This window comes from Micromonospora sp. WMMA2032 (assembly GCF_002688545.1).
Taxonomy (GTDB): Bacteria; Actinomycetota; Actinomycetes; order Mycobacteriales; family Micromonosporaceae; genus Micromonospora; species Micromonospora sediminicola.
Genome location: NZ_CP024052.1, coordinates 987126 through 1010792 on the forward strand (window position 1 = coordinate 987126; position 23667 = coordinate 1010792).

Annotated in this window: 24 protein-coding genes; 10 read left to right on the forward strand and 14 right to left on the reverse strand. The window is 74.9% G+C overall.

Annotated features, from left to right (window positions below):
• Positions 1-195 precede the first annotated feature (195 nt).
• The gene (helR, locus tag CO540_RS04630) at positions 196-2346 is read left to right on the forward strand and encodes an RNA polymerase recycling motor ATPase HelR (RefSeq protein WP_099161046.1); all 2151 of its coding nucleotides are present in this window, start codon (positions 196-198) and stop codon (positions 2344-2346) included.
• A gap of 10 nt (positions 2347-2356) precedes the next feature.
• On the opposite strand, the gene CO540_RS04635 is transcribed toward helR, so the two are convergent.
• The 6 genes from CO540_RS04635 to CO540_RS04660 all read right to left on the reverse strand — a co-directional run bounded on the left by CO540_RS04635 (position 2357) and on the right by CO540_RS04660 (position 9585).
• Entirely contained in the window at positions 2357-3184 is an 828-nt protein-coding gene (locus tag CO540_RS04635; RefSeq protein WP_216642335.1) for an SWIM zinc finger family protein, read from the reverse strand.
• Positions 3181-5946: a DEAD/DEAH box helicase gene (locus CO540_RS04640; RefSeq protein ID WP_216642336.1), complete on the reverse strand. Its 2766-nt coding sequence runs from the start codon at positions 5944-5946 to the stop codon at positions 3181-3183. The genes CO540_RS04635 and CO540_RS04640 overlap by 4 nt, the downstream gene beginning before the upstream one ends.
• Before the next feature lie 8 nt (positions 5947-5954).
• On the reverse strand, positions 5955-6782 hold the full coding sequence (locus CO540_RS04645) for an ABC transporter permease (protein WP_253866460.1): 828 nt from the start codon (positions 6780-6782) through the stop codon (positions 5955-5957).
• On the reverse strand, positions 6779-7750 hold the full coding sequence (locus tag CO540_RS04650) for an ATP-binding cassette domain-containing protein (protein WP_099161048.1): 972 nt from the start codon (positions 7748-7750) through the stop codon (positions 6779-6781). Before CO540_RS04650 ends, CO540_RS04645 begins: the two co-directional genes overlap by 4 nt.
• A 69-nt stretch (positions 7751-7819) precedes the next feature.
• Complete coding sequence (locus CO540_RS04655; RefSeq protein WP_099161049.1) at positions 7820-8467, reverse strand: response regulator transcription factor; 648 nt, start codon at positions 8465-8467, stop codon at positions 7820-7822.
• The gene (locus CO540_RS04660; RefSeq protein ID WP_099161050.1) at positions 8464-9585 is read right to left on the reverse strand and encodes a sensor histidine kinase; all 1122 of its coding nucleotides are present in this window, start codon (positions 9583-9585) and stop codon (positions 8464-8466) included. The genes CO540_RS04655 and CO540_RS04660 overlap by 4 nt, the downstream gene beginning before the upstream one ends.
• Positions 9586-9704: 119 nt before the next feature.
• Between CO540_RS04660 and CO540_RS04665 the strand changes: the two genes are divergently transcribed.
• Positions 9705-10553 carry an ABC transporter ATP-binding protein gene (locus tag CO540_RS04665; RefSeq protein WP_099161051.1) on the forward strand — a complete coding sequence of 283 codons (849 nt, stop codon included), beginning with the start codon at positions 9705-9707 and terminating at the stop codon, positions 10551-10553.
• Complete coding sequence (locus tag CO540_RS04670) at positions 10550-11521, forward strand: ABC transporter permease subunit (RefSeq protein WP_099161052.1); 972 nt, start codon at positions 10550-10552, stop codon at positions 11519-11521. The genes CO540_RS04665 and CO540_RS04670 overlap by 4 nt, the downstream gene beginning before the upstream one ends.
• A 41-nt stretch (positions 11522-11562) precedes the next feature.
• Here the strand turns inward: CO540_RS04670 and CO540_RS04675 are convergent, their stop codons facing one another.
• A complete protein-coding gene (locus CO540_RS04675; RefSeq protein ID WP_099161053.1) occupies positions 11563-12441 on the reverse strand; it encodes an alpha/beta fold hydrolase in 879 nt (292 codons plus the stop codon).
• A 100-nt stretch (positions 12442-12541) separates the two neighbouring features.
• On the opposite strand from CO540_RS04675, the gene CO540_RS04680 reads away from it, so the two are divergent.
• Positions 12542-14497 carry a BTAD domain-containing putative transcriptional regulator gene (locus CO540_RS04680; RefSeq protein WP_099164591.1) on the forward strand — a complete coding sequence of 652 codons (1956 nt, stop codon included), beginning with the start codon at positions 12542-12544 and terminating at the stop codon, positions 14495-14497.
• Here the strand turns inward: CO540_RS04680 and CO540_RS04685 are convergent.
• Positions 14466-15395, reverse strand: a complete 930-nt coding sequence (locus CO540_RS04685) for a hypothetical protein (protein WP_099161054.1) — start codon at positions 15393-15395, stop codon at positions 14466-14468. The two genes, CO540_RS04680 and CO540_RS04685, sit on opposite strands and share 32 nt — an antisense overlap.
• 185 nt (positions 15396-15580) lie before the next feature.
• Here CO540_RS04685 and CO540_RS04690 point away from each other — a divergent pair, with 185 nt between their 5' ends.
• A complete protein-coding gene (locus CO540_RS04690) occupies positions 15581-16948 on the forward strand; it encodes a pyridoxal-dependent decarboxylase (protein WP_099161055.1) in 1368 nt (455 codons plus the stop codon).
• Between the two features lie 6 nt (positions 16949-16954).
• On the opposite strand, the gene CO540_RS04695 is transcribed toward CO540_RS04690, so the two are convergent.
• From CO540_RS04695 to CO540_RS04715, 5 genes are read right to left on the reverse strand one after another with little or no spacing between them, the layout of a single operon-like run.
• Positions 16955-17368, reverse strand: a complete 414-nt coding sequence (locus CO540_RS04695) for a hypothetical protein (RefSeq protein ID WP_099161056.1) — start codon at positions 17366-17368, stop codon at positions 16955-16957.
• A 2-nt stretch (positions 17369-17370) separates the two neighbouring features.
• Positions 17371-17820 carry an EndoU domain-containing protein gene (locus CO540_RS04700; protein WP_157779051.1) on the reverse strand — a complete coding sequence of 150 codons (450 nt, stop codon included), beginning with the start codon at positions 17818-17820 and terminating at the stop codon, positions 17371-17373.
• A gap of 28 nt (positions 17821-17848) precedes the next feature.
• Positions 17849-18343 carry a hypothetical protein gene (locus tag CO540_RS04705; protein WP_099161058.1) on the reverse strand — a complete coding sequence of 165 codons (495 nt, stop codon included), beginning with the start codon at positions 18341-18343 and terminating at the stop codon, positions 17849-17851.
• A 1-nt stretch (position 18344) separates the two neighbouring features.
• On the reverse strand, positions 18345-18671 hold the full coding sequence (locus tag CO540_RS04710) for a hypothetical protein (protein ID WP_099161059.1): 327 nt from the start codon (positions 18669-18671) through the stop codon (positions 18345-18347).
• 19 nt (positions 18672-18690) lie between these two features.
• On the reverse strand, positions 18691-19512 hold the full coding sequence (locus tag CO540_RS04715; RefSeq protein WP_099161060.1) for a hypothetical protein: 822 nt from the start codon (positions 19510-19512) through the stop codon (positions 18691-18693).
• 164 nt (positions 19513-19676) lie between these two features.
• On the opposite strand from CO540_RS04715, the gene CO540_RS04720 reads away from it, so the two are divergent.
• The 5 genes from CO540_RS04720 (at position 19677) to CO540_RS04745 (ending at position 22888) form a co-directional block, all read left to right on the forward strand.
• On the forward strand, positions 19677-20078 hold the full coding sequence (locus CO540_RS04720) for a YbaB/EbfC family nucleoid-associated protein (RefSeq protein WP_099161061.1): 402 nt from the start codon (positions 19677-19679) through the stop codon (positions 20076-20078).
• On the forward strand, positions 20065-20385 hold the full coding sequence (locus tag CO540_RS04725; protein WP_099161062.1) for a type VII secretion target: 321 nt from the start codon (positions 20065-20067) through the stop codon (positions 20383-20385). The genes CO540_RS04720 and CO540_RS04725 overlap by 14 nt, the downstream gene beginning before the upstream one ends.
• Positions 20382-21683, forward strand: coding sequence for a hypothetical protein (locus tag CO540_RS30770; protein ID WP_253866462.1), 1302 nt, complete (start codon positions 20382-20384; stop codon positions 21681-21683). The genes CO540_RS04725 and CO540_RS30770 overlap by 4 nt, the downstream gene beginning before the upstream one ends.
• Before the next feature lie 13 nt (positions 21684-21696).
• Positions 21697-22170: a hypothetical protein gene (locus tag CO540_RS04735; protein ID WP_099161063.1), complete on the forward strand. Its 474-nt coding sequence runs from the start codon at positions 21697-21699 to the stop codon at positions 22168-22170.
• A 469-nt stretch (positions 22171-22639) separates the two neighbouring features.
• Entirely contained in the window at positions 22640-22888 is a 249-nt protein-coding gene (locus CO540_RS04745; RefSeq protein ID WP_216642337.1) for a DUF4926 domain-containing protein, read from the forward strand.
• A 46-nt stretch (positions 22889-22934) separates the two neighbouring features.
• Here CO540_RS04745 and CO540_RS04750 read toward each other — a convergent pair whose 3' ends face one another.
• Complete coding sequence (locus CO540_RS04750; protein ID WP_099164593.1) at positions 22935-23633, reverse strand: hypothetical protein; 699 nt, start codon at positions 23631-23633, stop codon at positions 22935-22937.
• Positions 23634-23667: the final 34 nt, after the last annotated feature.

A 23667-nucleotide genomic window follows, 5' to 3' on the forward strand; every position in this document is an offset into this window, starting at 1 on the left:
CAAAAAGAATGGCGGGATCTCCCGCCACTACCAACATATAGCGCACCCGGGGTCTTGCGGCAAGCCCCGGGTGGTGGCGCAGAATTGCCGGCCGAAGCCACGTTCCCGACGAATTGGAAAAGCCGCGAAGAGCGGAGGTACGACCGTGCCCGCGTACCGGCGGGGGCGGATGCGCCACAGATCGGAGCCGACGAGTTGAACCCGCCCACCACCAGCGTTTTCGATCTTCCCGACCGCCTCCGCGCGAAGGCCGACCCGGCGTTGGTCGCCGCGGACGAGCGGCACTTCGCGGCCCTCGCGGAACACCTGAGCCGGTCGATCGCCGAGCTGTCCGACCGGCTCGACGCCACCCGCCGGGCCGCCGGCGGCAAGGGCCGGCAGGCCGTCGACCGGGACCAGGAGATCCGCCGGACGACCGCGCGCCTGCGCACCCTACGCCGCTACGGCCTGGACCTCTGCCTCGGCCGGATGGTCGGCGCGGACGGCACGGAGCCGGTGTACGTGGGGCGGCTCGGCCTCACCGACGGCACCGGCGGCCGGCTGCTGCTCGACTGGCGCTCGCCGGCCGCCGAGCCGTTCTTCGGCGCCACCCACGCCGACCCGATGGGCCTGGCCAGCCGCCGCCGCTACCGCTGGACCCGCGGCCGGATCACCGACTACTGGGACGAGGTGTTCACCGCCGACGGGCTCGCCGACCACGCCGCCCTCGACGACCAGTCCGCGTTCATCGCCAGCCTGGGGGCCACCCGCTCGCCCCGGATGCGCGACGTGCTCGGCACCATCCAGGCCGACCAGGACGCCATCATCCGGGCCGGCTCCCGGGGCGCGCTGGTCGTCGACGGCGGGCCGGGCACCGGCAAGACGGTGGTGGCGCTGCACCGCACCGCGTACCTGCTGCACGCCGACCCCCGGCTCGGCGAGCGTCGGGGCGGGGTGCTGGTGGTGGGCCCGCACCAGCCGTACCTGGCCTACGTCTCCGACGTGCTGCCCAGCCTCGGCGAGGAGGAGGTGCAGATCTGCACGCTGCGCGACCTGGTGCCGGAGGGCGCGACGGCGGCCGCTGAGACCGACCCGGAGGTGGCCCGGCTGAAGTCGTCGGCGGACCTGGTGCGGGCGGTCGACGCGGCGGTGCGGTTCTACGAGGAACCGCCCACGACCGGGACGACGGTCGCCACCGAGGACGGCGACCTGCGGCTGACCGCCGACGACTGGGCGCGGGCGTTCGAGGCGGCCGGGCCCGGCGCCCCGCACAACGAGGCGCGCGACGAGGTGTGGGCGGAACTGGTCACGATCCTGCTGGAGAAGTACGACGGCGACGAGCCGGAGGGCGTGCTGCGCCGGTCGCTGGCGACCAACCGGGACCTGGTCACCGCGTTCGGCCGGGCGTGGCCATTGCTCGACCCGACCGACGTGGTCGCGGACCTCTGGTCGGTGCCCGCCTACCTGCGCCGATGCGCCCCGTGGCTGGACGTGGAGGAGATCCGGGCGCTGCGGCGCGCCGACGCCCGCGCGTGGACGGTGGCCGACCTGCCGCTGCTAGACGCGGCCCGGCGGCGGGTCGGCGACCCGGAGGCGTCCCGGCGGCGACGACGCGACGAGGCCGTCCTCGCCGCGCAGCGGGAGCAGATGGACACGGTCGTCGACGCGCTGATCGCCACGCACGCCTACGACGACGGCGAGGGCCTGATGACCATGCTGCGCGGCGAGGACATGCGGACCAGCCTGGTCGACGAGAGCGCGTTGACCGTCGTCGACCCGGACCTGCTGGCCGGTCCGTTCGCGCACGTCGTGGTGGACGAGGCGCAGGAGCTGACCGACGCCGAGTGGCAGATGCTGCTGTCCCGCTGCCCGTCGCGCAGCTTCACCGTCGTCGGGGACCGCGCCCAGGCCCGGCACGGGTTCGCCGAGTCGTGGCGGGACCGGCTGGAACGGGTCGGGTTCGACCGGATCGAACTGGCCACGCTGACCGTCAACTACCGCACCCCGGCGCAGGTGATGGCGGAGGCCGAGCCGGTCATCCGGGCCGTGCTCCCGGACGCGAACGTGCCGACGTCCATCCGAGACGGCGACGTGCCGGTGCGCCACGGCGCCCGGTCGCAGCTGCGGGCGGTGGTCGACGGCTGGCTCGCCGGGCACGCCGAGGGGACCGCGTGCGTCATCGGCGACCCGACCTTCCCGGCCGGGGACCGGGTCCGGTCGCTGAGCCCGGAGCTGGCCAAGGGGCTGGAGTTCGACCTGGTGGTGCTGGTCGACCCGGCGGCGTTCGGCGACGGCGTCGAGGGGGCGGTGGACCGCTACGTGGCGATGACCCGCGCCACCCGCGAGCTGGTCGTGCTCACCGGCTGAGGACGACCGGTCACGGGTCCGCCGGGTCACCGGCGAGCAGCCGGCGGGCCCGTCGTGCGGCGTCGGCGGCCAGGGCCGCCAGCGCGGCGGCGTCGACCCCGGGCGCGTCGTGCCCGGCCAGCAGCGGCGCGAGGTCGAGCGGCGGGCCGGTCACCGCCGCCGGCGGGCCGGGCAGGGCGGCGGGCCCGGCCGCGTACGCCTGCGCGGCCGGCACGCCGGGGGCCCCGTCCGGGCCGGCGGCGGTGACGGTCCGGCGGGCGTTGCGGCCGCGCAACTCCTCGACCAGGTCCGGCTCGGCCCGGCCCCGGGCCAGCAGCAGCACGAACGGGTCCCGGTCCAGCAGCCAGGCCGCCTGGTAGGACAGCGCGGCGGCGTGCCGGCAGGGGTGGTCCCAGGACGGGCAGTCGCACTCCGGGTCCAGGTCGCCGTGCCCGGGCAGCAGCCGCACCCCGACGGTGTCGGCGGTGTCCACCAGGTCGTGCGGCATGTCCCGGTCGAGCAGCGCGGCGATGTGCCCGGCACGGGCGGCCACCGCGTCCAGCAGGCGGTCCCACTGGGCGTCGGTGAGGGCACGCAGCCGCACCACCGTGTCGTACGGGTGCTCCGGGTCGCCGTCGTGGACCGCCGCGCCGATCCGGCCCGGGCTGACCGTGATCGGTCCGACCTGGCCGGCGAAGGCGTACCGCCGACCCCGGGCGAGCTGCGCCGGGTCGAGCGCGGCGTGCTCCATCGACTCGATCCACGCGTTGCCCCACCAGGTGTCGGCGAACCGGCGTCCGATGCGCCGCCCGGGCCCGAACGCGGGGAAGCTGCGGGCCGGCTCGTCCTCGCCGCTCATGCCGTCTCCTCCAGCCGCACCAGCCGGAACAGGTCGGCGTCGGACAGCTCGGTCAGGGCGGTCTCGCCGCCGGTGAGCACCGCGTCGGCGAGTTCCCGCTTGGACTCCAGCAGGGCGGCGATCCGCTCCTCCAGCGTGCCCTGGGCGATCAGCCGGTGCACCTGCACCGGGCGGGTCTGCCCGATGCGGTGGGCGCGGTCGGTGGCCTGTTCCTCCACCGCCGGGTTCCACCACCTGTCGTAGTGCACCACGTGGTCGGCCCGGGTCAGGTTCAGGCCGGTGCCGGCCGCCCGCAGCGAGAGCAGGAACACCGGGACGTCGCCGGCCTGGAAGCGGCGCACCATCTCCTCCCGCCCGGCGACCGGGGTGCCGCCGTGCAGCAACTGCGCGGGCACGCCCCGCGCGGCGAGGTGCCGTTCCAGCAGCCGGGCCATCCGCACGTACTGGGTGAAGACCAGCACCGCGCCGTCCCCGGCCAGGACGGTCCCCAGCAGGTCGTCGAGGAGTTGCAGCTTCTCCGAGCGCCCGGTGAGCGGGCCGTCGACCTCGCCCAGGTAGTGCGCGGGGTGGTTGCACACCTGCTTGAGCGCGACGAGCAGCTTGAGCACCCGGCCCCGGCGGGTCACGCCGGTGGCGTCCCGGATCTCCGCCATCACCTCTTCGACGACCCGCCGGTAGAGCGCCGCCTGCTCGTCGGTGAGCGGCACCGGATGGTCGGTCACGGTCCTCGGCGGCAGCTCCGGCGCGATGCCGGGATCGGACTTGCGCCGGCGCAGCAGGAACGGGCGGACCAGGCGGGACAGCCGGTCCAGCGCGGCCGGGTCGCGGTCGGTCCCGATCGGGCGCGCCCAGCGGGCGCGGAACGCCCCGGCGGCGCCGAGCAGGCCCGGGGTGGTCCAGTCGAGCAGCGCCCACAGGTCCGGTAGGTCGTTCTCCACCGGTGTGCCGGTGAGCGCGACCCGGGTCTCGGCCGGGATCTCGCGCAGCGCGCCCGCGGTGTCGCTGAGCCGGTTCTTGACGTACTGGGCCTCGTCGGCGACGACCAGGTCCCACCGTCGTGCGGCCAGCGTCGCGGCGTCCCGCCGCAGGGTGCCGTAGCTGGTCACCACGAACCCGTCGGCGACCCCGTCGAGGGTGCGCGCGGCACCGTGGAACCGGCGCACCGGCACGCCCGGGGCGAACCGTCGGATCTCCCGCTCCCAGTTGCCGAGCACGGAGGCGGGGCAGACCACCAGGGTCGGCCCGGAGCGCCGGCGCAGGTGCAGGGCGACCACCGTGACGGTCTTGCCGAGGCCCATGTCGTCGGCGAGGCAGCCGCCGAGGCCGAGCGCGGTCATCCGGTCCAGCCAGCGCAGCCCGCGCAGCTGGTAGGCGCGCAGCGTGCCGGCCAGTCCGGGCGGCGCGGCCAGCGGCTCGTCGCCGCCGTCGGGCTCGGCGATCCGGTTCCGCAGTGCGGCCAGCCAGCCGTCGGCGACCACCTCGACCCGCTCCCCCGCCACCTCCGTGCTGCCGATCAGCGCGGCGGCCAGCGCGTCGTAGCCACGCAGCGGCGGTAGCGAGCGGTCCCGGGCCCGGCGGGCCAGCTCCGGCGGGACCGCCACCCACCGGCCGCGCAGCCGGCGGACCGGCCGTCCGGTGGCCACCTGCGCCGTCTCGGCGTCGGTCAGCGGCTCGCCGGCCAGCGTGAGCTGCCAGCTCAGCGGCATCGGCGCGGCCGACCGGAGGTGCCCGGCCACGTCCACGGGCGGCTGTGGCGGTGTCGTGACCAGCGCCCGGGCGCGCAGGTCGCGGTGCAGCGCGTCCGGCCACGCGACGTCGACGCCGGCCGCGTCGAGGTGCGCCCCGGCGCCGTCGAGCAGGTCGGCGACGTCCTCGTCGAGCAGCGGCAGCGTGACCGGGTCGGCCCGGTCGAGCAGCCGCTGCAGCGGCGTCCACACCGCCGCCGCCCGGCGTACCGCGCGCATCGCCTCGACCGTGGCGGTCTCCCCGAGCGGGTGGTCGTCGCCGGCCCAGAGCGCCGCCGCGTCGACCACCAGCGTGGGATCGGCGAGGCTGCGCATGCGCACGACGGCGGTGAGCGCGCCGTCCGGGTCGGCCGGCCCGGCCAGGCGCAGCGCCGCGCGCAGGCCGGTGTCCACCCCGGCGGAGAGCTCCCGCGCCCAGTCGCGCAGCTCGGCCGACCCGACCGGTTCCGGCCCGGCGAACCGGCCGGCGCCGTCCGGGGTCCGCGCGAGCGTGTCGGCGACCGCGTCGAGGAACGCCCGGACCAGGTCCTCCGCGTCGGGCAGCAGGAGCTTCTCCGCGTCCGGGTCGACCGGCGCGGCGCGGGCCGCGGCCGGCATCGCGGCGGCGAGCGCGCGGATCCGTTCGACGTCGGCGGCGTCGAACGGGCCCACCCGCCAGGCGTCGTGGCCGTCCGGGGACACGCCGGGCAGCAGCCGGCCCCGGGCGACCAGGTGCAGGCCGGTGCGCGCCGCCGCGCACCAGAACGCGGCGGCGGGCGTGGCGTCCCCGTCGGGGCGCGGCGCGACCAGCCGGGACAGCGCCGCGCCCACCGGCACCGCGACGACCGGCACGTGCCAGGCCTCCACCGGGCCGTCCAGCGGCAGCACGAGGGTCAGCTCCCGCCGCTCCCCCAGCGCGTCGTACGCCTGCGGCAGGGCGTCGCCGCCCGGGTCGTAGCAGGCGAGCGTGCCGGCGCGGGGCGGGTCGGCCGGCAGGAGGACGATCCCGCACCGCCCGAGGTCCGCCTGCGGAGTCACCGTCACGTTCAGCCGCCCAGCGCGCGGTAGCGCCGCAGCGACAGCGGCAGGAACACGGCGATCAGGGCCAGCGGCCAGAGCACCGCCAGCAGCGGGTGGTGCGCGGTCACCCACGAGTCGCCGCCCCAGCCGGGGTTGCCGAACAGCGCGCGGGTGGCGCCCACGGTCGCCGACAGCGGGTTCCACTCGGCGACCGCGCCGAGCCAGCCGGGCATGGTGGACGGCGCCACGAACGCGCTGGACAGGAAGCCGAGCGGGAACTCCAGGGTCTGCACGGCGGTGACCGCGCCCGGCCCCTTCGTCACCAGGCCGAGGTAGATGCCCACCCAGGCCAGCGCGAAGCGCAGCAGCAGGACGAGCCCGAGCGCGGCGAGCGTGTCCCCGGGCCCGCCGTGTGCCCGCCAGCCGACGGCCAGGCCGGCGAGCAGCATGACGCCGAGGGTCACCACCGCGAACAGCATGTCGGCGGCGGCCCGCCCGACCAGCGGGGCCAGCCGGGACACCGGCATCGAGCGGAGCCGGTCGGTGACCCCGCGTTCGGCGTCGGCGGAGACCGCCACGGTGGTCTGGCTGATGCCGAACAGCATGGTCATGGCGAACATGCCGGGCAACAGGAACTCCCGGTAGTCGCCGCCGCCGGGCACCTGGAGCGCGCCGCCGAACAGGTAGGCGAACATCAGCAGGATGAGCACGTTGAAGGCCAGCGCGCCGAGCAGCGGGCCGGGGTCGCGGCGCCACTGCGCCAGGGCGCGCAGGGTCAGCGTCAGGCTGTCGCCGGCCAGGGACGGCCGTCCCGGGCGCAGGTCGCCGCCGGCGGGCAGGGTCGCGCTGCTCACGCGGGCACCTCCTCGGTCTGGTCGGGCTCCGACGCGGGCCGGCCGGTGAGCCGGAGGAAGACCTCGTCGAGGGTGGGGCGGCGCAGCGTCACGTCAGCCACGCTCACCCCGTCGGCGTCGAGCGCCCGCAGCACCTCGGTCAGCGCGCCGGCCCGGTCGTCGACCTGGGCGCAGACGGCGCGCCGGTCGGGGTCGACGTCCGGCTCGGTGGTGGCCACCCGGCGCAGCCGCTCGGCGGCGGTGGCGAGGTCGCCGGCGTCGCGGACGACCAGGTCGATCCGGTCGCCGCCGAGGCGGGACTTGAGCGCGTCCGGGGTGCCCTCGGCGACGACCCGCCCGGCGTCGAGGACGCAGATGCGGTCGGCGAGCTGGTCGGCCTCGTCGAGGTACTGCGTGGTGAGCAGCACGGTGGTGCCGGCCCGGACCAGGTCCCGGACCGCCTCCCACACCTCGTTGCGCCCGCGCGGGTCCAGCCCGGTGGTCGGCTCGTCGAGGAAGAGCACCGACGGCGCGAGGATCATGCCGGCGGCCAGGTCGAGGCGACGGCGCATGCCGCCGGAGTAGGTGCGGACGGGTCGGTCGCCGGCGTCGGTGAGCCCGAACCGGTCCAGCAGCTCGGCGGCGCGGGCGCGGGCGCGGGCCCGGCCGAGGTGGAACAGCCGGCCGAAGATCACCAGGTTCTGCCGGCCGGTGAGCACCTCGTCCACGGCCGGGTGCTGCCCGACCAGGCCGATGCGGTAGCGCACCTGGTCGGGCCGGCGGGCCACGTCGAAGCCGGCGACCTCGGCCCGCCCGGCCTCGACGCGCAGCAGGGTCGCCAGGGTCCGCACCGCCGTGGTCTTGCCGGCACCGTTGGGGCCCAGCAGCCCGCAGACCGTGCCGGGCGGCACCCGCAGGTCGAACCCGTCCAGCGCGGCCGTGTCGCCGTACCGCTTGCGCAGGCCCTCCGTGATGATGGCGTGCTCCACCGTGTGCCCCCTCCGTCGACAGCCGCACTAACGTACAACGTACGGTAGTGCGTCCGCCAGCGGTGCCGGTCACTCGACGACGCGGTGCTCCCAGGCCCACACCGCGATCTCGGTGCGGTTGCGCAGACCGAGCTTGGTCTGCACCGTCGACACGTGGCTCTTGACCGTGCTCAGCGAGATGAACAGCTCGGCGCCGATCTCCAGGTTGGTCCGGCCCCGGGCGATCTCCCGCACCACCTCCACCTCCCGGGCGGACAGCGCCGGCAGCCGCGCGTCGGGCTTCGGCGCGGGCGGGGCCAGGTGCCGCAGCAGCCGCACCGTCACCGACGGCGACACCAGCGCGTCGCCCTGGTGGGCGGCGCGGACCGCCTCGACCAGCAGCGCCGGACCGGCGTCCTTGAGCAGGAACCCGGCCGCGCCGCCGCGCAGCGCGCCGTAGACGTACTCGTCGAGGTCGAACGTGGTCACCACGACGACCCGCAGCGGGTCGACCACACCCGGCCCGGCCAGGGCCCGGGTCACCTGGAGACCGTCCAGCCTGGGCATCCGGATGTCCACCAGGCACACGTCGGGACGCAGCCGGCGAGCCTGCGCGATCGCGTCCACGCCGTCGGCGGCCTCGGCGACCACGACGATGTCCGGCTGGTCCTCCAGGATCAGCCGCAGCCCACCCCGGATCATCGCCTGGTCGTCGGCGAGCAGCACCCGGATGGTCACGCGGACCGCCCGTCGCGCGGCGGCAGGACGGCCCGCACCGACCAGCCGCCGGCCGGGCCGGGGCCGGCGCGCAGCGTGCCGCCCAGCGCCTCGACCCGCTCCCGCATGCCGATGAGCCCGTAGCCGCCCCGGTGGGCCGCCGGCGCCGGCGGCCCGTCGTCGGTCACCTCGACCACGACGCCGGCGGGCTCCTCGTCCACGGTGACGGTCACCGTCCGCGCGTGCGGGGCGTGCCGGGCCACGTTCGTCAGGGCCTCCCGGACCACCCGGTAGACACTGCTGGTGATCTCCGGCGGCCAGGACGGCTCCGGGTCGGGCAGGCGCAGCCGCACCGGCGGCCCCTGCCGGCCGAAGCGGTCGACCAGCGCCTCGACCCGCTCCGGCCCGGCCGAGGCGGGCGGTCCGTCCTCGGTGTCGCGCAGCAGCCCGACCAGGCGGCGCATGGCCCGCAGCGCCTCGCCGCCGGCGGACTCGATGCCGGCCAGCGACTCGGTCGCCCGCGCCGCGTCCCGCCGGGCGACCAGGTTCGCGGCCTGCGCCTGCACCACCATGCCGGTCACGTGGTGGGCCACCACGTCGTGCAGCTCCCGGGCCAGCTCCCGCCGTTCGTCCCGGCGTACCCGCTCGGCCGCGGCCCGGGCCCGCTCGTCCCGCAGCCGAGCCGCGAGCCCGGCCGCGACGCCGACGAGCCAGGCCAGCGAGTACACGGCGACCACGCCGGACCCGCCCGCACCGGACCGCATCGCGAACCACGCGCCGACGACCACCGCCAGCCCTGCCCCGGCGACCACGGCGGCGGGCGCCGGCGCGAGCACGCGCACCGCCGTGCCGACCAGGACCGCCGACGCCAGCGCCAGCGCCGGGCCGGGCTCGGTCGGCAGCTCGAACAGCCGGGCCGAGGCGACGGCCAGCCCGGTCACCGCCAGTCCGGCCGCCGCCGTCCACGCCGGCTGCCGGCGGCGGACCAGAGCCAGCGCGCCGACCACGACGGCGGCGGCGCCGCCGACGAGCCAGTACCGCAGGCCCCAACTCGCGGCGATCGCCACCGCCTGGACACCGATCGCGGCGACCAACGCCACCGCGAGCCCCGTCGTGGCCGCCACCCGTCGCACACCCATGCCCAGCACGGTAGGAGATCGCCGGCCGCCACGAACCGGCCGAAAGGAGGGTCACCGGCGGGCCGGGACCCTGCTCCGGACCGATGCCGGCCGCCCCCGCCGTGCCCAGGATGAGCCGCATGAACCCACCACCCGTCCTGCACGCCGAGCGGCTGACCAAACGATACGGCCGCCGCACCGCGCTGGCCGACTGCGACCTGAGCGTCCCGCGCGGACACGTGGTCGGCCTGGTCGGCCCCAACGGCGCCGGCAAGTCCACCCTGCTGCAACTGGCCTGCGGCCTGATCACTCCGACGTCGGGCACGCTGTCGGTGCTCGGCTCGCCGCCGGCGGCGGACGCCGCGCACCTGGCCCGGGTCGGCTTCGTCGCCCAGGACACCCCCGTGTACGCCTCCCTGACCGTCGCCGAACACCTGCGGATGGGTGCCTGGCTGAACCCGTCCTGGGACGCCGCGCTGGCCCGCCGGCGGATCACCGAGGCCGGCCTGGACCCGGGGCAGAAGGCGGGCCGGCTCTCCGGCGGCCAGCGCGCGCAGCTCGCGCTGACGATCGCCGCCGCGAAACGCCCCGAGCTGGTCGTCCTCGACGAGCCGGCCGCCGCGCTGGACCCGCTGGCACGCCGCGACTTCCTGCGCGGTCTGGTCGACTTCGTGCGGGAACTCGGCGCCACCGCCGTGCTCTCCTCGCACCTGCTGGGTGACGTGGGGCAGGTCTGCGACCACCTGGTCGTGCTCTGCGACGGGCGGGTGCAGGTGGCCGGCCCGGTCACCGACCTGCTCGCCACGCACCACCGGGTCGACGACCCCGCCGCCGCGCCCGCCGGGGCCGAGGTGGTCTGGGCCGAACCCGGCCGCGTCGTGGTCCGGGGCCCGGCGGTACGCGGCGGCGCGCCGGTGCCGCTGGAGGAGCTGGCCCTGGCGTACCTGTCCCGGGCCGCCCACCCGGCGGGCGCGGCGGTGACCCGATGATCCGGTTCACGCTGCGCCAGTTCCGCCTCCCGGCCCTCGCCGGCCTGCTCCTGCTGGCCCTCGCCGGCGCCGGGCTGCTGCGCCTCGGCGCGGACGTCCGTGCCGTCCCCGACCCGGCCCGGCTACCCGACCGGTACGCCCAGACGATGCTCTTCCTCGCCGGCGGGTTCGCGCTGGTGCCGGCGCTGCTCGGCGCGTTCTGGGGCGCGCCGCTGGTCGCCCGGGAGCTGGAGACCGGCACCCACCGGCTGGTGTGGAACCAGAGCGTGCCGCGCACCCGCTGGCTCACCGTCAAGCTGGCGGTCGCCGGGCTGGCCGCCGCGCTCGTCGCCGGGGCGCTCAGCGCGGCGCTCACCTGGGCGGCGGCCCCGGTGGACCAGGCGGCCGGCGACCGGTTCAGCACGGTGCTGTTCGGCGCGCGCGGCCTCGCGCCGGTCGGGTACGCAGTGTTCGCCCTCGTCCTCGGCGCGGTCACCGGGCTGCTGCTGCGCCGCACCCTCCCGGCGATGGCGGTGGTGTTCCTGGTGGTCATCGCCGTGCAGCTCGCGGTGCCGAACCTGCTGCGCCCGCACTACCTGCCGCCGGAGCGGGTCACCGTGCCGATGACCGCCGACGCGGTCAACCGGGCCCGGAACCTGGGCAGCATCACCGGCGGCCCGGTCGTCGGCGGGCTCGACGTGCCGGGCGCCTGGGTCACCGACATCAGCCCGCTGCGCACCGCCGACGGGCGGCAGCTCTCCGACGCCGCGTTCGGGGCCTGCTTCCGCGACCCGCCCCGCACCGGCGCCACCGGCACGTTCGGCGACACCGCCGTGTGCCTCGGCGCACTCGACCTGCACGTGGACCTGGCCTACCAGCCCAACCGGCGGTTCTGGCCGTTCCAGTGGATCGAGCTGGCGCTCTACCTCGGCGCGGCCGGCCTGCTGGCGGCGCTCGGCCGGTGGCAGGTGCGGCGACGCGCCGGCTGAGCGGACGATGCGGGCGCCGCGTGGCGCCCGCACCGCCGTGCCTACCGCTTCAGCAGCGCCCGCAGCGCCGCGACGACCTCGTCCGGGGCCGACTCGGCCAGGAAGTGCCCGGCCGTGGTGGTGCGGTGCTCCAGGTGCGGCGCCCAGGCCCGCCACACCGCCTCGGCGTCGTAGCCGAGCGCCGCGCCCCAGTCCTGCTGGATCACGGTGACCGGCATGGTCAGCCGCCGGCCGGCGTCCCGGTCCGCCCGGTCGTGCGTCACGTCGATCCCGGCCGAGGCCCGGTAGTCGGCCACGATCGAGTCGACCGCCTCGCGGGAGGCCCGCAGGTACTCGGCGCGCACGTCGGCCGGCATCGCCGCCGGGTCGCCGCCCCAGGCGTCGAGGAAGTGGCCGAAGAACGCGTCCGCGCTCGCCGCGATCATCTGCTCGGGCAGGCCCGGCGGCTGGGCCATCAGGTAGAGGTGGAACGCGACCGACGCGGACGCGCCGTGCAGCACGTCCCACATGTCGAGGGTGGGCAGCACGTCCAGCGACGCCAGGTGGGTGACCACGTCCGGGTGGTCCAGGCCGGCCCGCACCGCGACCAGGGCGCCCCGGTCGTGCCCGGCCAACGCGAACCGGTCGTGGCCGAGCGCGCGGGCCAGGGCCACCACGTCGGCGGCCATGGTCCGCTTGGCGTACGTGTCCTCGCCTCGCGCGGCCGGCTTGTCGCTGGCGCCGTAGCCGCGCAGGTCCGGGCAGATCACGGTGTGCTCGGCGGCCAGGTCGGCGGCGACGTGCCGCCACATCAGGTGGGTCTGCGGGAAGCCGTGCAGCAGCACGACCGGGCTGCCGGAGCCGCCCACGGCGACGTTCAACGCCACGCCCTCGGCGACGGTGACGCGCTGGTACTCGAATCCTGCGATTGCGGTGGTCATCTCGGTGCCTCTCTCCTTCGTCGTACCGGCCCAGCGTGGCGGCGCCGGATGAGCAACCGATGAGCGCGGTACGGTGACCCGGGTCGGGAAGGAGGCGTCGGTGCAGGTCGGCTTCGGTGTGCTGGGGCCGGTGACGGCCTGGGACGACGCCGGTGGACCGGTCGACCTGAAGGGTCCCCGGCACCGCGCCGTGCTGGCCCGGCTGGTCGTCGCCCGGGGCCGGGTGGTGCCGGTCGACCAGCTCGTCGACGACCTGTGGGACGACCCGCCACCGGGCGCGGTGGGCGCGGTCCGCACGTTCGTGGCCGCGCTGCGCCGGGGCCTGGAGCCGCGGCGGGCCCCCCGCGAGCCGGCCCGGCTGCTGGTCACCGAGGGACCCGGGTACGCGCTGCGTGCCGCCCCCGACGCGGTGGACGCCTGGCGGTTCGAGGACACGGTGAACGCCGCCGCCGACGCGCTCCCCCGGGCCACGCTCGACCGCCTCGACGAGGCGCTGAGCTGGTGGCGCGGGCCCGGGTACGCCGACGTGGACCGGCCGTGGGCGCGCGCCGAACGTTTCCGGCTGGACCAGGTGCGGCTGACCGCGGTGGAACGGCGCGCCGAGGCGCTGCTGACGCTCGACCGGGCCGCCGACGCCGTACCGGACCTCGACGCGCACGTGGCCGAGCACCCGTGGCGGGAGGACGGCTGGCGGCTGCTGGCGCTGGCCCTCTACCGGGCCGGGCGGCAGGCCGACGCGCTGGCCGTGCTGCGCCGGGCCCGCGAGCTGCTGCGCGAGCAGCTCGGCCTCGACCCGGGGCCGCGCCTGCGCCGGTTGGAGACCGACCTGCTGCGCCAGGTCGACCCGGATCCGGCAGGGCCCGCGCGGGTCTGGGCGGAGACCGCCGCCGCGTACGAGCGCAGCGTGGTGCCCGGCGCGCGGGCCCGGATCGAGTCCACCGTCGGCCTGCTGCGCAGCCTCGCGGTGACCGGGGCGGGCGGCCTGGAGGCGGCCCGGGACCAGCGAGAGGCGGCCATCACCGCGGCCGAGCATCTCGGCGACCCGGAGTTCACCGCGCGGGTGATCGGCGGGTACGACGTGCCCGCGATCTGGACCCGGTCGGACGACCCGGAGCAGGCGGCGCGGGTGGTCGCGGCGGCCGAGCGGGCGCTGGCCGGCCTGGCCCCGGACGCGCCGGAGGCCACCCGGGCCCGGCTGCTCGCCACCGTGGCGGTCGAGTCGCGGGGTGGCGGGTCGGCGCGCGCGCCCGCGGCGGCCCGGGAGGCGGAGGCGATCGCCCGGCGCCTGGCCGACCCGGCGCTGCTGGCGCAGGCGCTCAACGGCGTGTTCATGCAGACGTTCCACCGCGCCGGGCTGGCCGCCGAGCGGGACACGATCGGCGCGGAACTGGTCACGCTGGCCGCCCGGCACGGCCTGGCCCCGGTCGAGATCCTCGGCCACCTGATCCGGGTGCAGGCGCGCGGCGCGCTCGCCGACTTCACCACCGCCGACGCGCACGCCGACGCGGCGGACCGGCTCGCCGCCCGGCACGAGAGCCCGCTCGTCGGCGTGTTCACCGGCGGCTACCGGGCCATGCGGACCGCCGCCACCGGCGCCGCGTACCCGGAGGCGGAGGCGGTGTACCGGTCGTGGGCGACCGCGCTGGCCGGCTGCGGAATGCCCGGCGTGGAACGGGGACTGCTGCCGCTGGCGCTGCTCTGCCTGCGGGTGTGGCACGACCTGCCCGGCGACTTCCCCGACGACACCGACTGGGGCCCGTACGCGCCGTGGGCCCGCCCGCTGGTGCTGCTCGCCGCCGGGCGGCGCGACGAGGCGGCCGGCGCGCTGCGCCGGATCCCGGAACCGCCTCGCGACCTGCTGCTGGAGGCGATGTGGTGCCTCACCGGCCGGGCCGCCGTGACGCTCGGCGACCGGGACGTGATGCGGCGGGCCCGGGCCGCGCTCGCCCCGGCCGCGGGCGAGCTGGCCGGCGCCGGCAGCGGGATGCTCACCGTCGGGCCGGTCGCCGCGCACCTGGACCGGCTCACCGCCGCCCTGTCGGAGGAGCCAGGGTGACTTCGTCGACCCCGGTCCGCCGGGTCGCCGCACCGGCCGGGCCTGAGGCCGGGCGCCGCCGGGGCGGGTCGTCCGGCCACCGCCACCAGATGCCGTAGGCGCAGTCGGGATCCGGTCGCCGCAGGGTCACCTCGTAGACGACCTTTCCCGTGACGCAGTCGCCGCGGGGCTCGCAGGGCGTGCGGGCCACCTCCTGGCGACTGGAACCCGACCGGGTTCTCCGCCACACCACCTGCCACGCCTCGGCGGGCGCGTCCAGACGGTCGAACTGCACCCGCACGGACAGCTTCCGGACCCGGCGCTCCTCGCAGCTCTCCCGGTAGTAGGGCTTCATGGGCGCGTACACGTCCTCGAACACCTGCCTGATCCCGACGCTCACCCGACGACCCCGGGCGAGCGGGCCGAGCAGGTACAACCATCGGTAGACCCGCCCGTCCTCCTCGGCCACGGCGCCGTCGAGCAGGCGGTGCTCCGGGAACAGCGACGTCGCCTCCTCGACCACCCGGTTCTGTCCACTCCAGTGGGACCGGACGCCCACCAGACGGATCTGCCGGGTGGCCCGGACCCGTTGCCGCCGCGTGTAGGCGTAGCGGTGGTGATCCCGACCGTCGTCGCCCCTGACCCGGGTGACGACCAACGACCCGTCCAGTTCCTCGATCAGGAAGTCCGGCGGGCGGTAGACGCAGCGCACGTAGTAGGTCGCCACCGAGGCGGCGAACAGAAGCGCCGCGAGGACGGCGAGGGTCGCCGGTGGGAGGCGCAGCGCGACGAGCCACGTGGTCCCGACGCCGTACACCGTCACGAGCGCCGTGCCGGCGAGGACGACGAGCTGAAGCAGGTCGGAACTCTGGCGGGCGAGGCGGGCGGGGGTGCTGTCCAGCAGTCTCCGCAGGCTCATCGGTCCTCCCGGGCGCCACCTCGTCGGCGGGAAAGCCACCGACGGTCCGTCCGGTCCACACAATCGCAGGAGTCGACGGGTGAGCCAGCGGTCACGGACGTCACTCAGCACTCACTCCGAGTGCCACCACCGCCCGTCGGCGCCGGCGGCACCCGGCCTTCCGGCAACGGCGCTAGGGTGCGGCGATGGACGAGCTGAGGGACCTGTTCCGCCGGGCCGCCGACCACGCGGCCGACTACCGCCGGTCGCTGCCGGACCGACCGGTCGCACCACCGGTCGACCAGGCCGCGCTGACCCGGGCGTTCGCCGTTGCGCTGCCGGCCGCGCCGACCCCGCCCGAGCAGGTGCTCGCCGACCTGGTCGCCGCCGCCGAGCCCGGTCTGGTCGCCACCGCGGGGCCGCGCTACTTCGGCTTCGTGGTCGGCGGCGCCTCGCCCGCCGCGACCGCCGCCGACATGCTCGCCGCCGGCTGGGACCAGATCGCGTTCAACCCGGTCACCTCGCCGGCCGCCGTCGCCGCCGAGACGGCCGCCGGCGGCTGGCTCAAGGACCTGCTCGGCATCCCGGCGACCGCGTCGGTCGGCTTCGTCACCGGCGGGCAGGCGGCCAACACCGCCGGCCTCGCCGCCGCCCGGCACCAGGTGCTCGCCGACGCCGGCTGGGACGTGGAACGGCGCGGGCTGACCGGCGCGCCGCCGGTCCGGGTGCTCGCCGGCGCCGAACGGCACGCCACCGTCGACCGGTCGCTGCGGCTGCTCGGCCTCGGCACCGACGCGGTAGGGGAGGTGCCCGCCGGCCCGCAGGGCGCCATCGACCAGGACGCGCTGGCGGCGGCGCTGCGCGAGGCCGGCCCCGGCCCGACCGTCGTGTGCCTACAGGCCGGCAACGTGAACACCGGCGCGTGCGACGAGCTGCGCCGGGCGTGCGACCTGGTGCACCGGCACGGCGGCTGGGTCCACGTCGACGGCGCGTTCGGGCTGTGGGCGGCTGCCGCACCGACCACCCGGCACCTGGTCGACGGGCTGGAGGCGGCCGACTCGTGGGCCTGCGACGGCCACAAGTGGCTGAACCTGCCGTACGACACCGCGTTCGCGTTCTGCGCCCGCCCCGACGTGCACGCGGCGGCCCTGTCGTACGCGGCCGCGTACCTCGTGGGTTCCGGCGGCGTGCCGGCGGGCGCGGACCTCACCGCGGAGTCCTCGCGGCGGGCCCGGGGTTTCGCGGTCTGGGCCGGGCTGCGGGAGCTGGGCCGCGACGGCGTCGCGGAGCTGGTCGAGCGGTGCTGCGCGCTGGCCCGGCGGTTCGCCGACGGGTTGACCGCGGCCGGGTTCGAGGTGGTGAACGACGTCGTGCTCAACCAGGTGCTGGTGGGGTTCGGCGACGACGCGCGCACCGACCGGGTGGTGGCCGCCGCGCAGGCGGACGGGACGTGCTGGGTGGGCGGGACGACGTGGCGGGGGCGGCGGTTGATGCGGATCTCGGTGTCGAACGCGACCACGACGGAGGCGGACGTGGACCGGACGGTGGCGGCGCTGGTCCGGCTGGCCCGCTGAGCGGCGTCAGCTGGTCAGGCCCAGCAGCTGCCGCCCGGGGAACGGACCGCCGTGCTCCCGCTCCCAGGTCGCGAGGTGACGCTTCTTCTCCTCCGACGAGGGTGCGAGGAAGTCGAAGTAGGCGAGGATCACGGTGCGGGCCTCGTCGACCGTGTACGACGCTCCCGACGGCACCGGGCCGAGGCTGTCCACGTTGACACCGGTCGGCGTGCAGCGCACCACGGCGGAGTTGCCCTCGTACTCCTCGTAGTCCGAGCGCCCGGACATCACGTCGTCGATGCACTGCAGCAGCTCGATGCAGTCCGGGGCGTAGGTCTGGATGTCGCTGACGAGCTGGGAGGCGAAGGGGCGGAAACGCGCGTCACCGCTGGTCATGGTGGGCGCGCCGTTCTGATTGCGCCCGAACTGGATGTCACCCACAGCTAGCGTCCCCCCACCGGCCAAGCCGAGTACCACGTCGTGCCACCGGGATTGTAGAAGCCCTCGACGAGCAGCCCGTTCGCCCTCCCCTGCCACTTGTTGGGGTCGTCCGGGTGCGGGCCGCCGGACCGGAACGCGCCTTCGATCGTCTCGTCGACCCGCTGCGGTGTCCAGTTGTCCGGGAAGAAGGTGCTCGAACCGCGCTTCTGGCGCCAGACGCCGCCGTCGTCCTGCACGTCGACGCGGGCGCGGTACGTGCCGTCGGCGTGCCGTTCGAGAATCATCTCGCGGCCGTCGGCGTCGACGCGGACCCGGGCACCCGGCGGGTTCTCCCCCATGAACCGGTGGTGGAAGCCGGTGCCCCGGGGCGGAGTGGCGTTGGTGTTCACGTGGCCGCGGAAGATGTGCGCGTAGCGGCGGTGCCGTACCCGGGCCCGGAGCCACTTCTCCACCGGCGTGAAGAGACCGGCTTTTCCCCGCTTACCCACCGAGCACCGCTTCGGTGGCCATGTTCAGTAGCTGGTCGATGAGGACGCCGGTGATGAGTTTGAAGATCGGGATCTCCAGCAGAGAGGCCCCGAACGTGACCGCCGCCGTGGCGACCGCCTGCGCGATCTGAACGGCCAGGAGCGTCAGCTGCACGATCACATTGATCTTCAACGCGAGGACGATCCCGGCGCACACCATGAGCCCCGTTCCGATGAGCGCTGCCGCGGAGGCCCCGTCGTCCAGATTGGTCTTCGCCGAGTCGGCGGCCTGCCAGCTCGTCTGGAAACGTTCGATGGCGTCGTCGCGGTTCCGGGTCCACATCTGCTGCGCCGACCGGTCGGCGTCGGCCACCGGCGTCCGGAGCCGGTCCGGGAAGGCGAGCCACGCCTGGCCCATCTCCAGCAGCTTCGTCTCGTCGGCCTCGGGCCAGGTGTAGCCGAGCATGCCGAGCAGGGACACCAGTTCTCCGGGCAGGGTCATCCCCATGTCAGCCGAGCACCTCACGGAAGCGGCCGAGGCTCTCGGTGATCATGCGTTCGGTCTCCTGGTAGTTGAGGCCCATCACCCGGCTCAGCTTCCCGATGTCCTCGATCTCGACGAGGTTCGCGTCGTAGCTCTCCAACGCCAGGTCGCGGATCGTCTCGTACACCATCCCGATGAGCGAGCCGAGGTCGTCGTTGCCCCACGGGGTGCCGAAGGCCGCCAGCTCGGCGTCGAACGCGGACAGCGCGGCACGCATGCGCTGCGCCGAGGCGACGATGTCGTCGCCCGCACCGATGATCGATTCGGGATCGATATCGATCTCGCGGGCCATCAGCGCTCCCCTCCGTCGGTCATCGTCCCGGTTCCCGGATGGTCTGCATCACGCCGGTCAGCGCGCCGGTGAGTGCGGACATCTGGCGGACGCTGGCCTCCTGAAGCTCGCGCAGCCGCGCGTCGAGCGCGGCCGAGCCGATCCCCTCCGGCGCTGCGGCCTGGGGAATCTGCTCCAACGCGCGGTTGACCGCGAGCACCAACGACTCTCCGAGCTCCACCGAGGTCAGCTGGCGGAGCGGGCGGGTGACCTCCAGGCGCGTCAGCCGAGCCGTGCCGTCGACCTCCGCGCGCACGTTGCCGGCGTCATCGGATCCGCTCCACCGCTCGGCCCCGCCGTCGTCGGCCGTCCCGCCGGTTGCCGCGCCCAGCACGTCCATGACCTGGTGCAGGAGGTCCGCCGACCCGTTCGCCGGAAGGTCCCCGCCGAGCCCGGTCGCCGGACCGGCCTTGGCGACGGCCTCGGCGATCGCGCTGTGGAGACGGCGCATCGCCAACTCGCTCTCGGCGAGGACGGCCCCGAGGCTGCCGGCCAGCGCGGGCAGATCGGGTGCCGCAACGCTGCTCGCCAGGCTGCTGCGGGACGCGGTCAGCGCGTCGTTCACCGCCTGCTCGACCAGGCGGCCCAACTCGTCCTCGGACAGCCGCATCAACGGCGCCGCCAGATCCACGGAGCGTAGCCGCCCGTCCTCCGCCGTCACCTCGACCTGACCGTCGGCGGCGCGGCCGTGCGCCTCGGCGGTGACGCCGACGGAATGCCCGCCGGCGTGCAGGGTCGACAGCTCGTCGCGGTAGCCGGAGACGCGCGCCGCGTATTCGTCGGCCGTGGCGTCCTGTGTCATGCCGTTGCCTCCCCGTCACGGTCAACCAGACCCTAGCAACGGCCGGCGCGACGGGATGTCCCTCCACAAGGGAGTTCACCTGTCACCGCGATGCCACGGGGCCCACACGCAGCGCGACGGGTTGCTACCGTGTCGGTCACCCCTGTCCTCCGAGGAGGGTTGTCATGTGGGCGGACGAGGCCGCGCTGGACGCGGCGGCACGACGGCTCGACGAGTGGGAGTCGTCCCTCGCCGACCGGGCGACCCGCGCCCGTGACCTGTCCGCGCGCACGCAGGCGCTGACCGGCACCGCCCGCAGCGCCGACGGCCTGGTCGAGGTCACCGTCGACCCGTCCGGGTCGCTGGCCGACCTCCGGCTGGACGAGCGCACCCGGCAGCACTCCGCCGCCCACACCGCCCGACAGATCCTGGCCACCGCCCGGGCGGCCCGCACCGACCTGCTGCGACACCTCACCGAGGCGACCACGCAGGCCCTCGGCGAGGACGACCCGGCCGCACGCGCGATCGTCGAGAGCCACCGGCGACGGCTCGACCCCGACGCTGGCGCGCCGGATGCCGGGCGGTGAGGGCCTCCAGGTCGACCCGGACGACCTGACCGCCCACGCCGGCCACCTGCATCGCTGCGCCGACCGCATCGACGCCGCGCGCGGCGCCGGCCAGCAGGTCCGGTTGAGCGCCGACGCGTACGGGCAGCTCTGCGCGATCATGCCGCTCCTGCTCGACGGCCTCCAGCGCACCCTGACCGACGGCATAGGCACCGCCGCCGCCTCGGTCCGCGACACCGCCGACAAGGTGCGCGCCGGCGCCGAGCGCTACCGCGCCTCCGACACCCACGCCGCCCACCTGCTGGACCGGGTGCGGCAGCGGCAGTGACCACCAACCCGCTGGTCGCCACCGCGACGGACGCCGGCCCCAGCGCCTGGGCCGGCGTGTGGATCTGCGAGGACATCGAACTCATCGCCCAGGGCGTCCGCACCGGCAGCTGGATCGACGGCGGCCTCGGCGTGGTCAGCGCCGGCCTGGACGCGCTCGCTCTGGTGTCCGACCCGGCCGGCGCGCTCCTGCAGTACGGCATCGCCTGGCTCATCGAGCACGTCCGGCCGCTCAGCGAGGCCCTGGACTGGCTCGCCGGCGACCCGGCCGCCATCACCGCGCACGCCCAGACCTGGCGCAACGTCGCCGCGTCGTTGCGCGAGGACGCCGCCGAGCTGGCGCACGCCGTCCGCACCGAGGTCGCCGGTTGGACCGGTACCGCCGCCACCGGCTACCGCCGCTGGGCCGGCGAGCAGCAACAGGCGATCACCGGGCTGGCGCAGGGCGCCGAGGCGATGGCCGCGATCACCGAGGGCGCCGCCGGCCTGGTCGCGGCCGTGCGACTGCTGGTCCGCGACGCCGTCGCCGCCTGCGTTTCCCGCCTGATCGTGTACGCGACCGAACTGGTCGCCACGGCCGGGCTCGCGACGCCGCTGGTCGTCGAGCAGGTGACCACGACGGTGGCGTCGTGGGGAGCGCGGATCGCACGGCTGGTGCGGGGGTTGTTGGCCAGCCTGTGGCGGTTGATGCCGGAGGTGCGACGGCTCGGCGACCTGATCGAGAAGCTGAAGGAGGCGCTCGGACGGCTCATCCCCCGCCGCCCGCCGGAAGGTTCGGGGAATGGCCCGTCCGACCCGCGTGAGGGCGGTTCTGGGCCTCGATCTCTCGATTTCGACCCGGGCAAGCAACACGGGCCGCTCGGGGTTGACTTCCGTCCGGGAGTGGACGACCCCCGCGGCCTGTTCGAGGAGAAGGAGCGCGCCATCGCCGACCGCCTCGGCGACGAGGGCGACATGGTCCACCCCAGAGAGCGGAACGACAGTGTATACAAGCTCAAGAATCCAGACGCAATGGTGCGGTCCGGGCCGGGTGATCCGGGGGTCGTCACCGAGTTCAAGACGCTCGAAGTCTCCAGTAGCGAATCGGTTCGCCGTAACATCTTGACGGCAGGCAAGCAGGTGGCTCAGACCGGAGGCGGCGACCTGGTCATCGACGGACGCGCGGTGGGTCTGAGTGAGGAGGATGCGCGGCGGGGCTTCGCCCGAGCGCTTGGGCAGCATCACCAGCACGGCAGCGCCCTGCCTGGTCAGGTTCGCATCGTTCTGGGCGACAATCGAATACTCACACTTCCTGAATGATCACGGTGCTCACATGTCTACGTTGGAACACATATTCATCCATACTCAGGACTCTCTTGGCAGGGTCGCTGACCGGATCGCCTCAACCGTCGGCATGAAGACCTCAGTCGGGCCCGAAAATGCGATCTATCTCAGCCGTCCCGCCCAATGCGATCCGAGTCGGGAAGTCGGCGGCGAGGTCGCCCTCAACTACCTCGCCTATCCATCCGATGTTCCTGAGGAACAGTCCCTCCTGAATGCCTACGAGATCATGTGGGACTTCGGATACACTGGCAGGAACCGCGACATCCAACTAACCGAGGCCCGCAAGGTCTTCGAGCAACTCTCCGCCGCACGACTGTGGCCAGCGACGCTGGTCGGAGGTCTCGACTCTCTGGTTGCTGCCTGGGATCCCAACCTGGGGCTCACCTGGTTTCCGCCGGGCACCTCGCCCGATGCGGTCGATCGCCCTTCCTGGCAAGGCTATCTGGCCCATCTGAAGGCCTGAAGTCCGCTCGCTCCACTGGATGCCCGGCGGGGGTTGGCCCGGAACCACCGGCCAGATCGGTGCTGAGGCGAGAAGGACTAGCGCACGCACTGGAGCACGAAAGGGTCCGGTCAGGCCGGAGATGGGTTTCATGGCCGCCTTTGGCGAGTGGCTCGCCGCCTATGACGTCGTGTACCGCGCCCTACCCGCGACGTCCGATCTACCCTGCCCCACCTGCGACCACCGCACTCTACGTATGGTGTTCACGGGTCCCCCGGCTGCCGGATATGGCTACGTCTCGTTCTGGTGCGACGCCTGTCTCGAGGGCATCCACGTGTCCCGTGCGCCAGTTCCCGCCGGTGTGGCGGCACGGCCGATCGACACACCCGACGAGGAACGCGGTCGAGACATCCCGAACTATCGCCTGGTGACGTAGTGGAAGCCGGCGCGACCGCCCTTCGCTGATCATCACCATCTCGTTCCCGCCGAAGTGAGCACACCCGTGGAGCTGTACGACCCGGTCGAACTCAGGGCCGCCGTTCCGGAGGAGAACCTGCCCGCCGGGGCGGTCGGTACCATCGTGCACGTGTTCCACCGGCCCGAGTTCGCGTACGAGGTGGAGTTCACCGACGAGGACGGCCGGATGCTCAGCAGCGTGGCTCTCACCCCGGACAAGATCCGACAGGCCGAGGCTGCCGACCTCGGACAGCACCCGCAACGGATGCTCTTCGCCAGTTAGCCATGCACTGGCGGGACCCAGTGGATGGCGGCTGACGACGCAGGAGCTACCCGTCGGTCATGGGCCAGGTGGGCGGGGGCGGGCCGAACGCGCGGCGACCGGCGCGTACCGCCAGGGTGGCGAGAGCGGCGTTCGCGCCACCACCGATCAACGCGCCGATACCGAACGGCGCCACTCGGCCGAGAACGATGATTCCCTGCTTGGTCCCGTACTTGGTGACGAAGTGCTTCCCCAGGACCTTGTTGATCTGCTTCAACGTCTCGCCGGGCACCTTCGCGACGATCTGGCGTCCCCAGTGCTGCCCGGTGCGCTCGGCGACCTTGCTGATGGTGGCGGAGCCGGATCCGCCGAGCATGATTCCCATGACGATCGTGCGGCGTCGCTCGATCTCGTCGATGCGGACTCCGTGGACTTCGGCGATCGAGAGCGCGAAGAGGGCGCTCAGTTCGAGGGAGGAAAGAGCCTCGCCGGCCGAGAGCGCCAGGGCGACGCCGGTGCCGACGCCGGGCGCGGCCGCCGCTCCGCCCACCGCCGCACCCGTCCCGGTCAGTGCGCTGATGTACATCCGTTCCAGGTTTCGGATCACCTGTTCAGGCGTGGCCTCGGGGTTCCGTTGGCGGGCCCGGGCGATGTTCTTGGCCACCAGTGGGCTCTGGATGGCGATGGCCTTGTCCAACAGGGCGAGGACTCGCTGCCCAGGTACGGCTTCCTCGGTAACCGGTCCGTCGAGGGCATCTGTCGCCATTATGTGAACTCCTTCGACCATCAGTTCCGACCGA

Excerpts from the sequence above, each read along its gene's own strand:
- CO540_RS04735 (WP_099161063.1), top strand. The coding sequence starts at position 21,697 with ATGTCTACGTTGGAACACATATTCATCCATACTCAGGACTCTCTTGGC.
- CO540_RS04685 (WP_099161054.1), bottom strand. The coding sequence starts at position 15,395 with ATGAGCCTGCGGAGACTGCTGGACAGCACCCCCGCCCGCCTCGCCCGC.
- CO540_RS04635 (WP_216642335.1), bottom strand. The coding sequence starts at position 3,184 with ATGAGCGGCGAGGACGAGCCGGCCCGCAGCTTCCCCGCGTTCGGGCCC.
- CO540_RS04660 (WP_099161050.1), bottom strand. The coding sequence starts at position 9,585 with ATGGGTGTGCGACGGGTGGCGGCCACGACGGGGCTCGCGGTGGCGTTG.
- CO540_RS04750 (WP_099164593.1), bottom strand. The coding sequence starts at position 23,633 with ATGGCGACAGATGCCCTCGACGGACCGGTTACCGAGGAAGCCGTACCT.
- CO540_RS04715 (WP_099161060.1), bottom strand. The coding sequence starts at position 19,512 with ATGACACAGGACGCCACGGCCGACGAATACGCGGCGCGCGTCTCCGGC.
- CO540_RS04670 (WP_099161052.1), top strand. The coding sequence starts at position 10,550 with ATGATCCGGTTCACGCTGCGCCAGTTCCGCCTCCCGGCCCTCGCCGGC.
- CO540_RS04710 (WP_099161059.1), bottom strand. The coding sequence starts at position 18,671 with ATGGCCCGCGAGATCGATATCGATCCCGAATCGATCATCGGTGCGGGC.
- CO540_RS04665 (WP_099161051.1), top strand. The coding sequence starts at position 9,705 with ATGAACCCACCACCCGTCCTGCACGCCGAGCGGCTGACCAAACGATAC.
- CO540_RS04705 (WP_099161058.1), bottom strand. The coding sequence starts at position 18,343 with ATGGGGATGACCCTGCCCGGAGAACTGGTGTCCCTGCTCGGCATGCTC.
- CO540_RS04725 (WP_099161062.1), top strand. The coding sequence starts at position 20,065 with ATGCCGGGCGGTGAGGGCCTCCAGGTCGACCCGGACGACCTGACCGCC.
- CO540_RS04675 (WP_099161053.1), bottom strand. The coding sequence starts at position 12,441 with ATGACCACCGCAATCGCAGGATTCGAGTACCAGCGCGTCACCGTCGCC.
- CO540_RS04690 (WP_099161055.1), top strand. The coding sequence starts at position 15,581 with ATGGACGAGCTGAGGGACCTGTTCCGCCGGGCCGCCGACCACGCGGCC.
- CO540_RS04720 (WP_099161061.1), top strand. The coding sequence starts at position 19,677 with ATGTGGGCGGACGAGGCCGCGCTGGACGCGGCGGCACGACGGCTCGAC.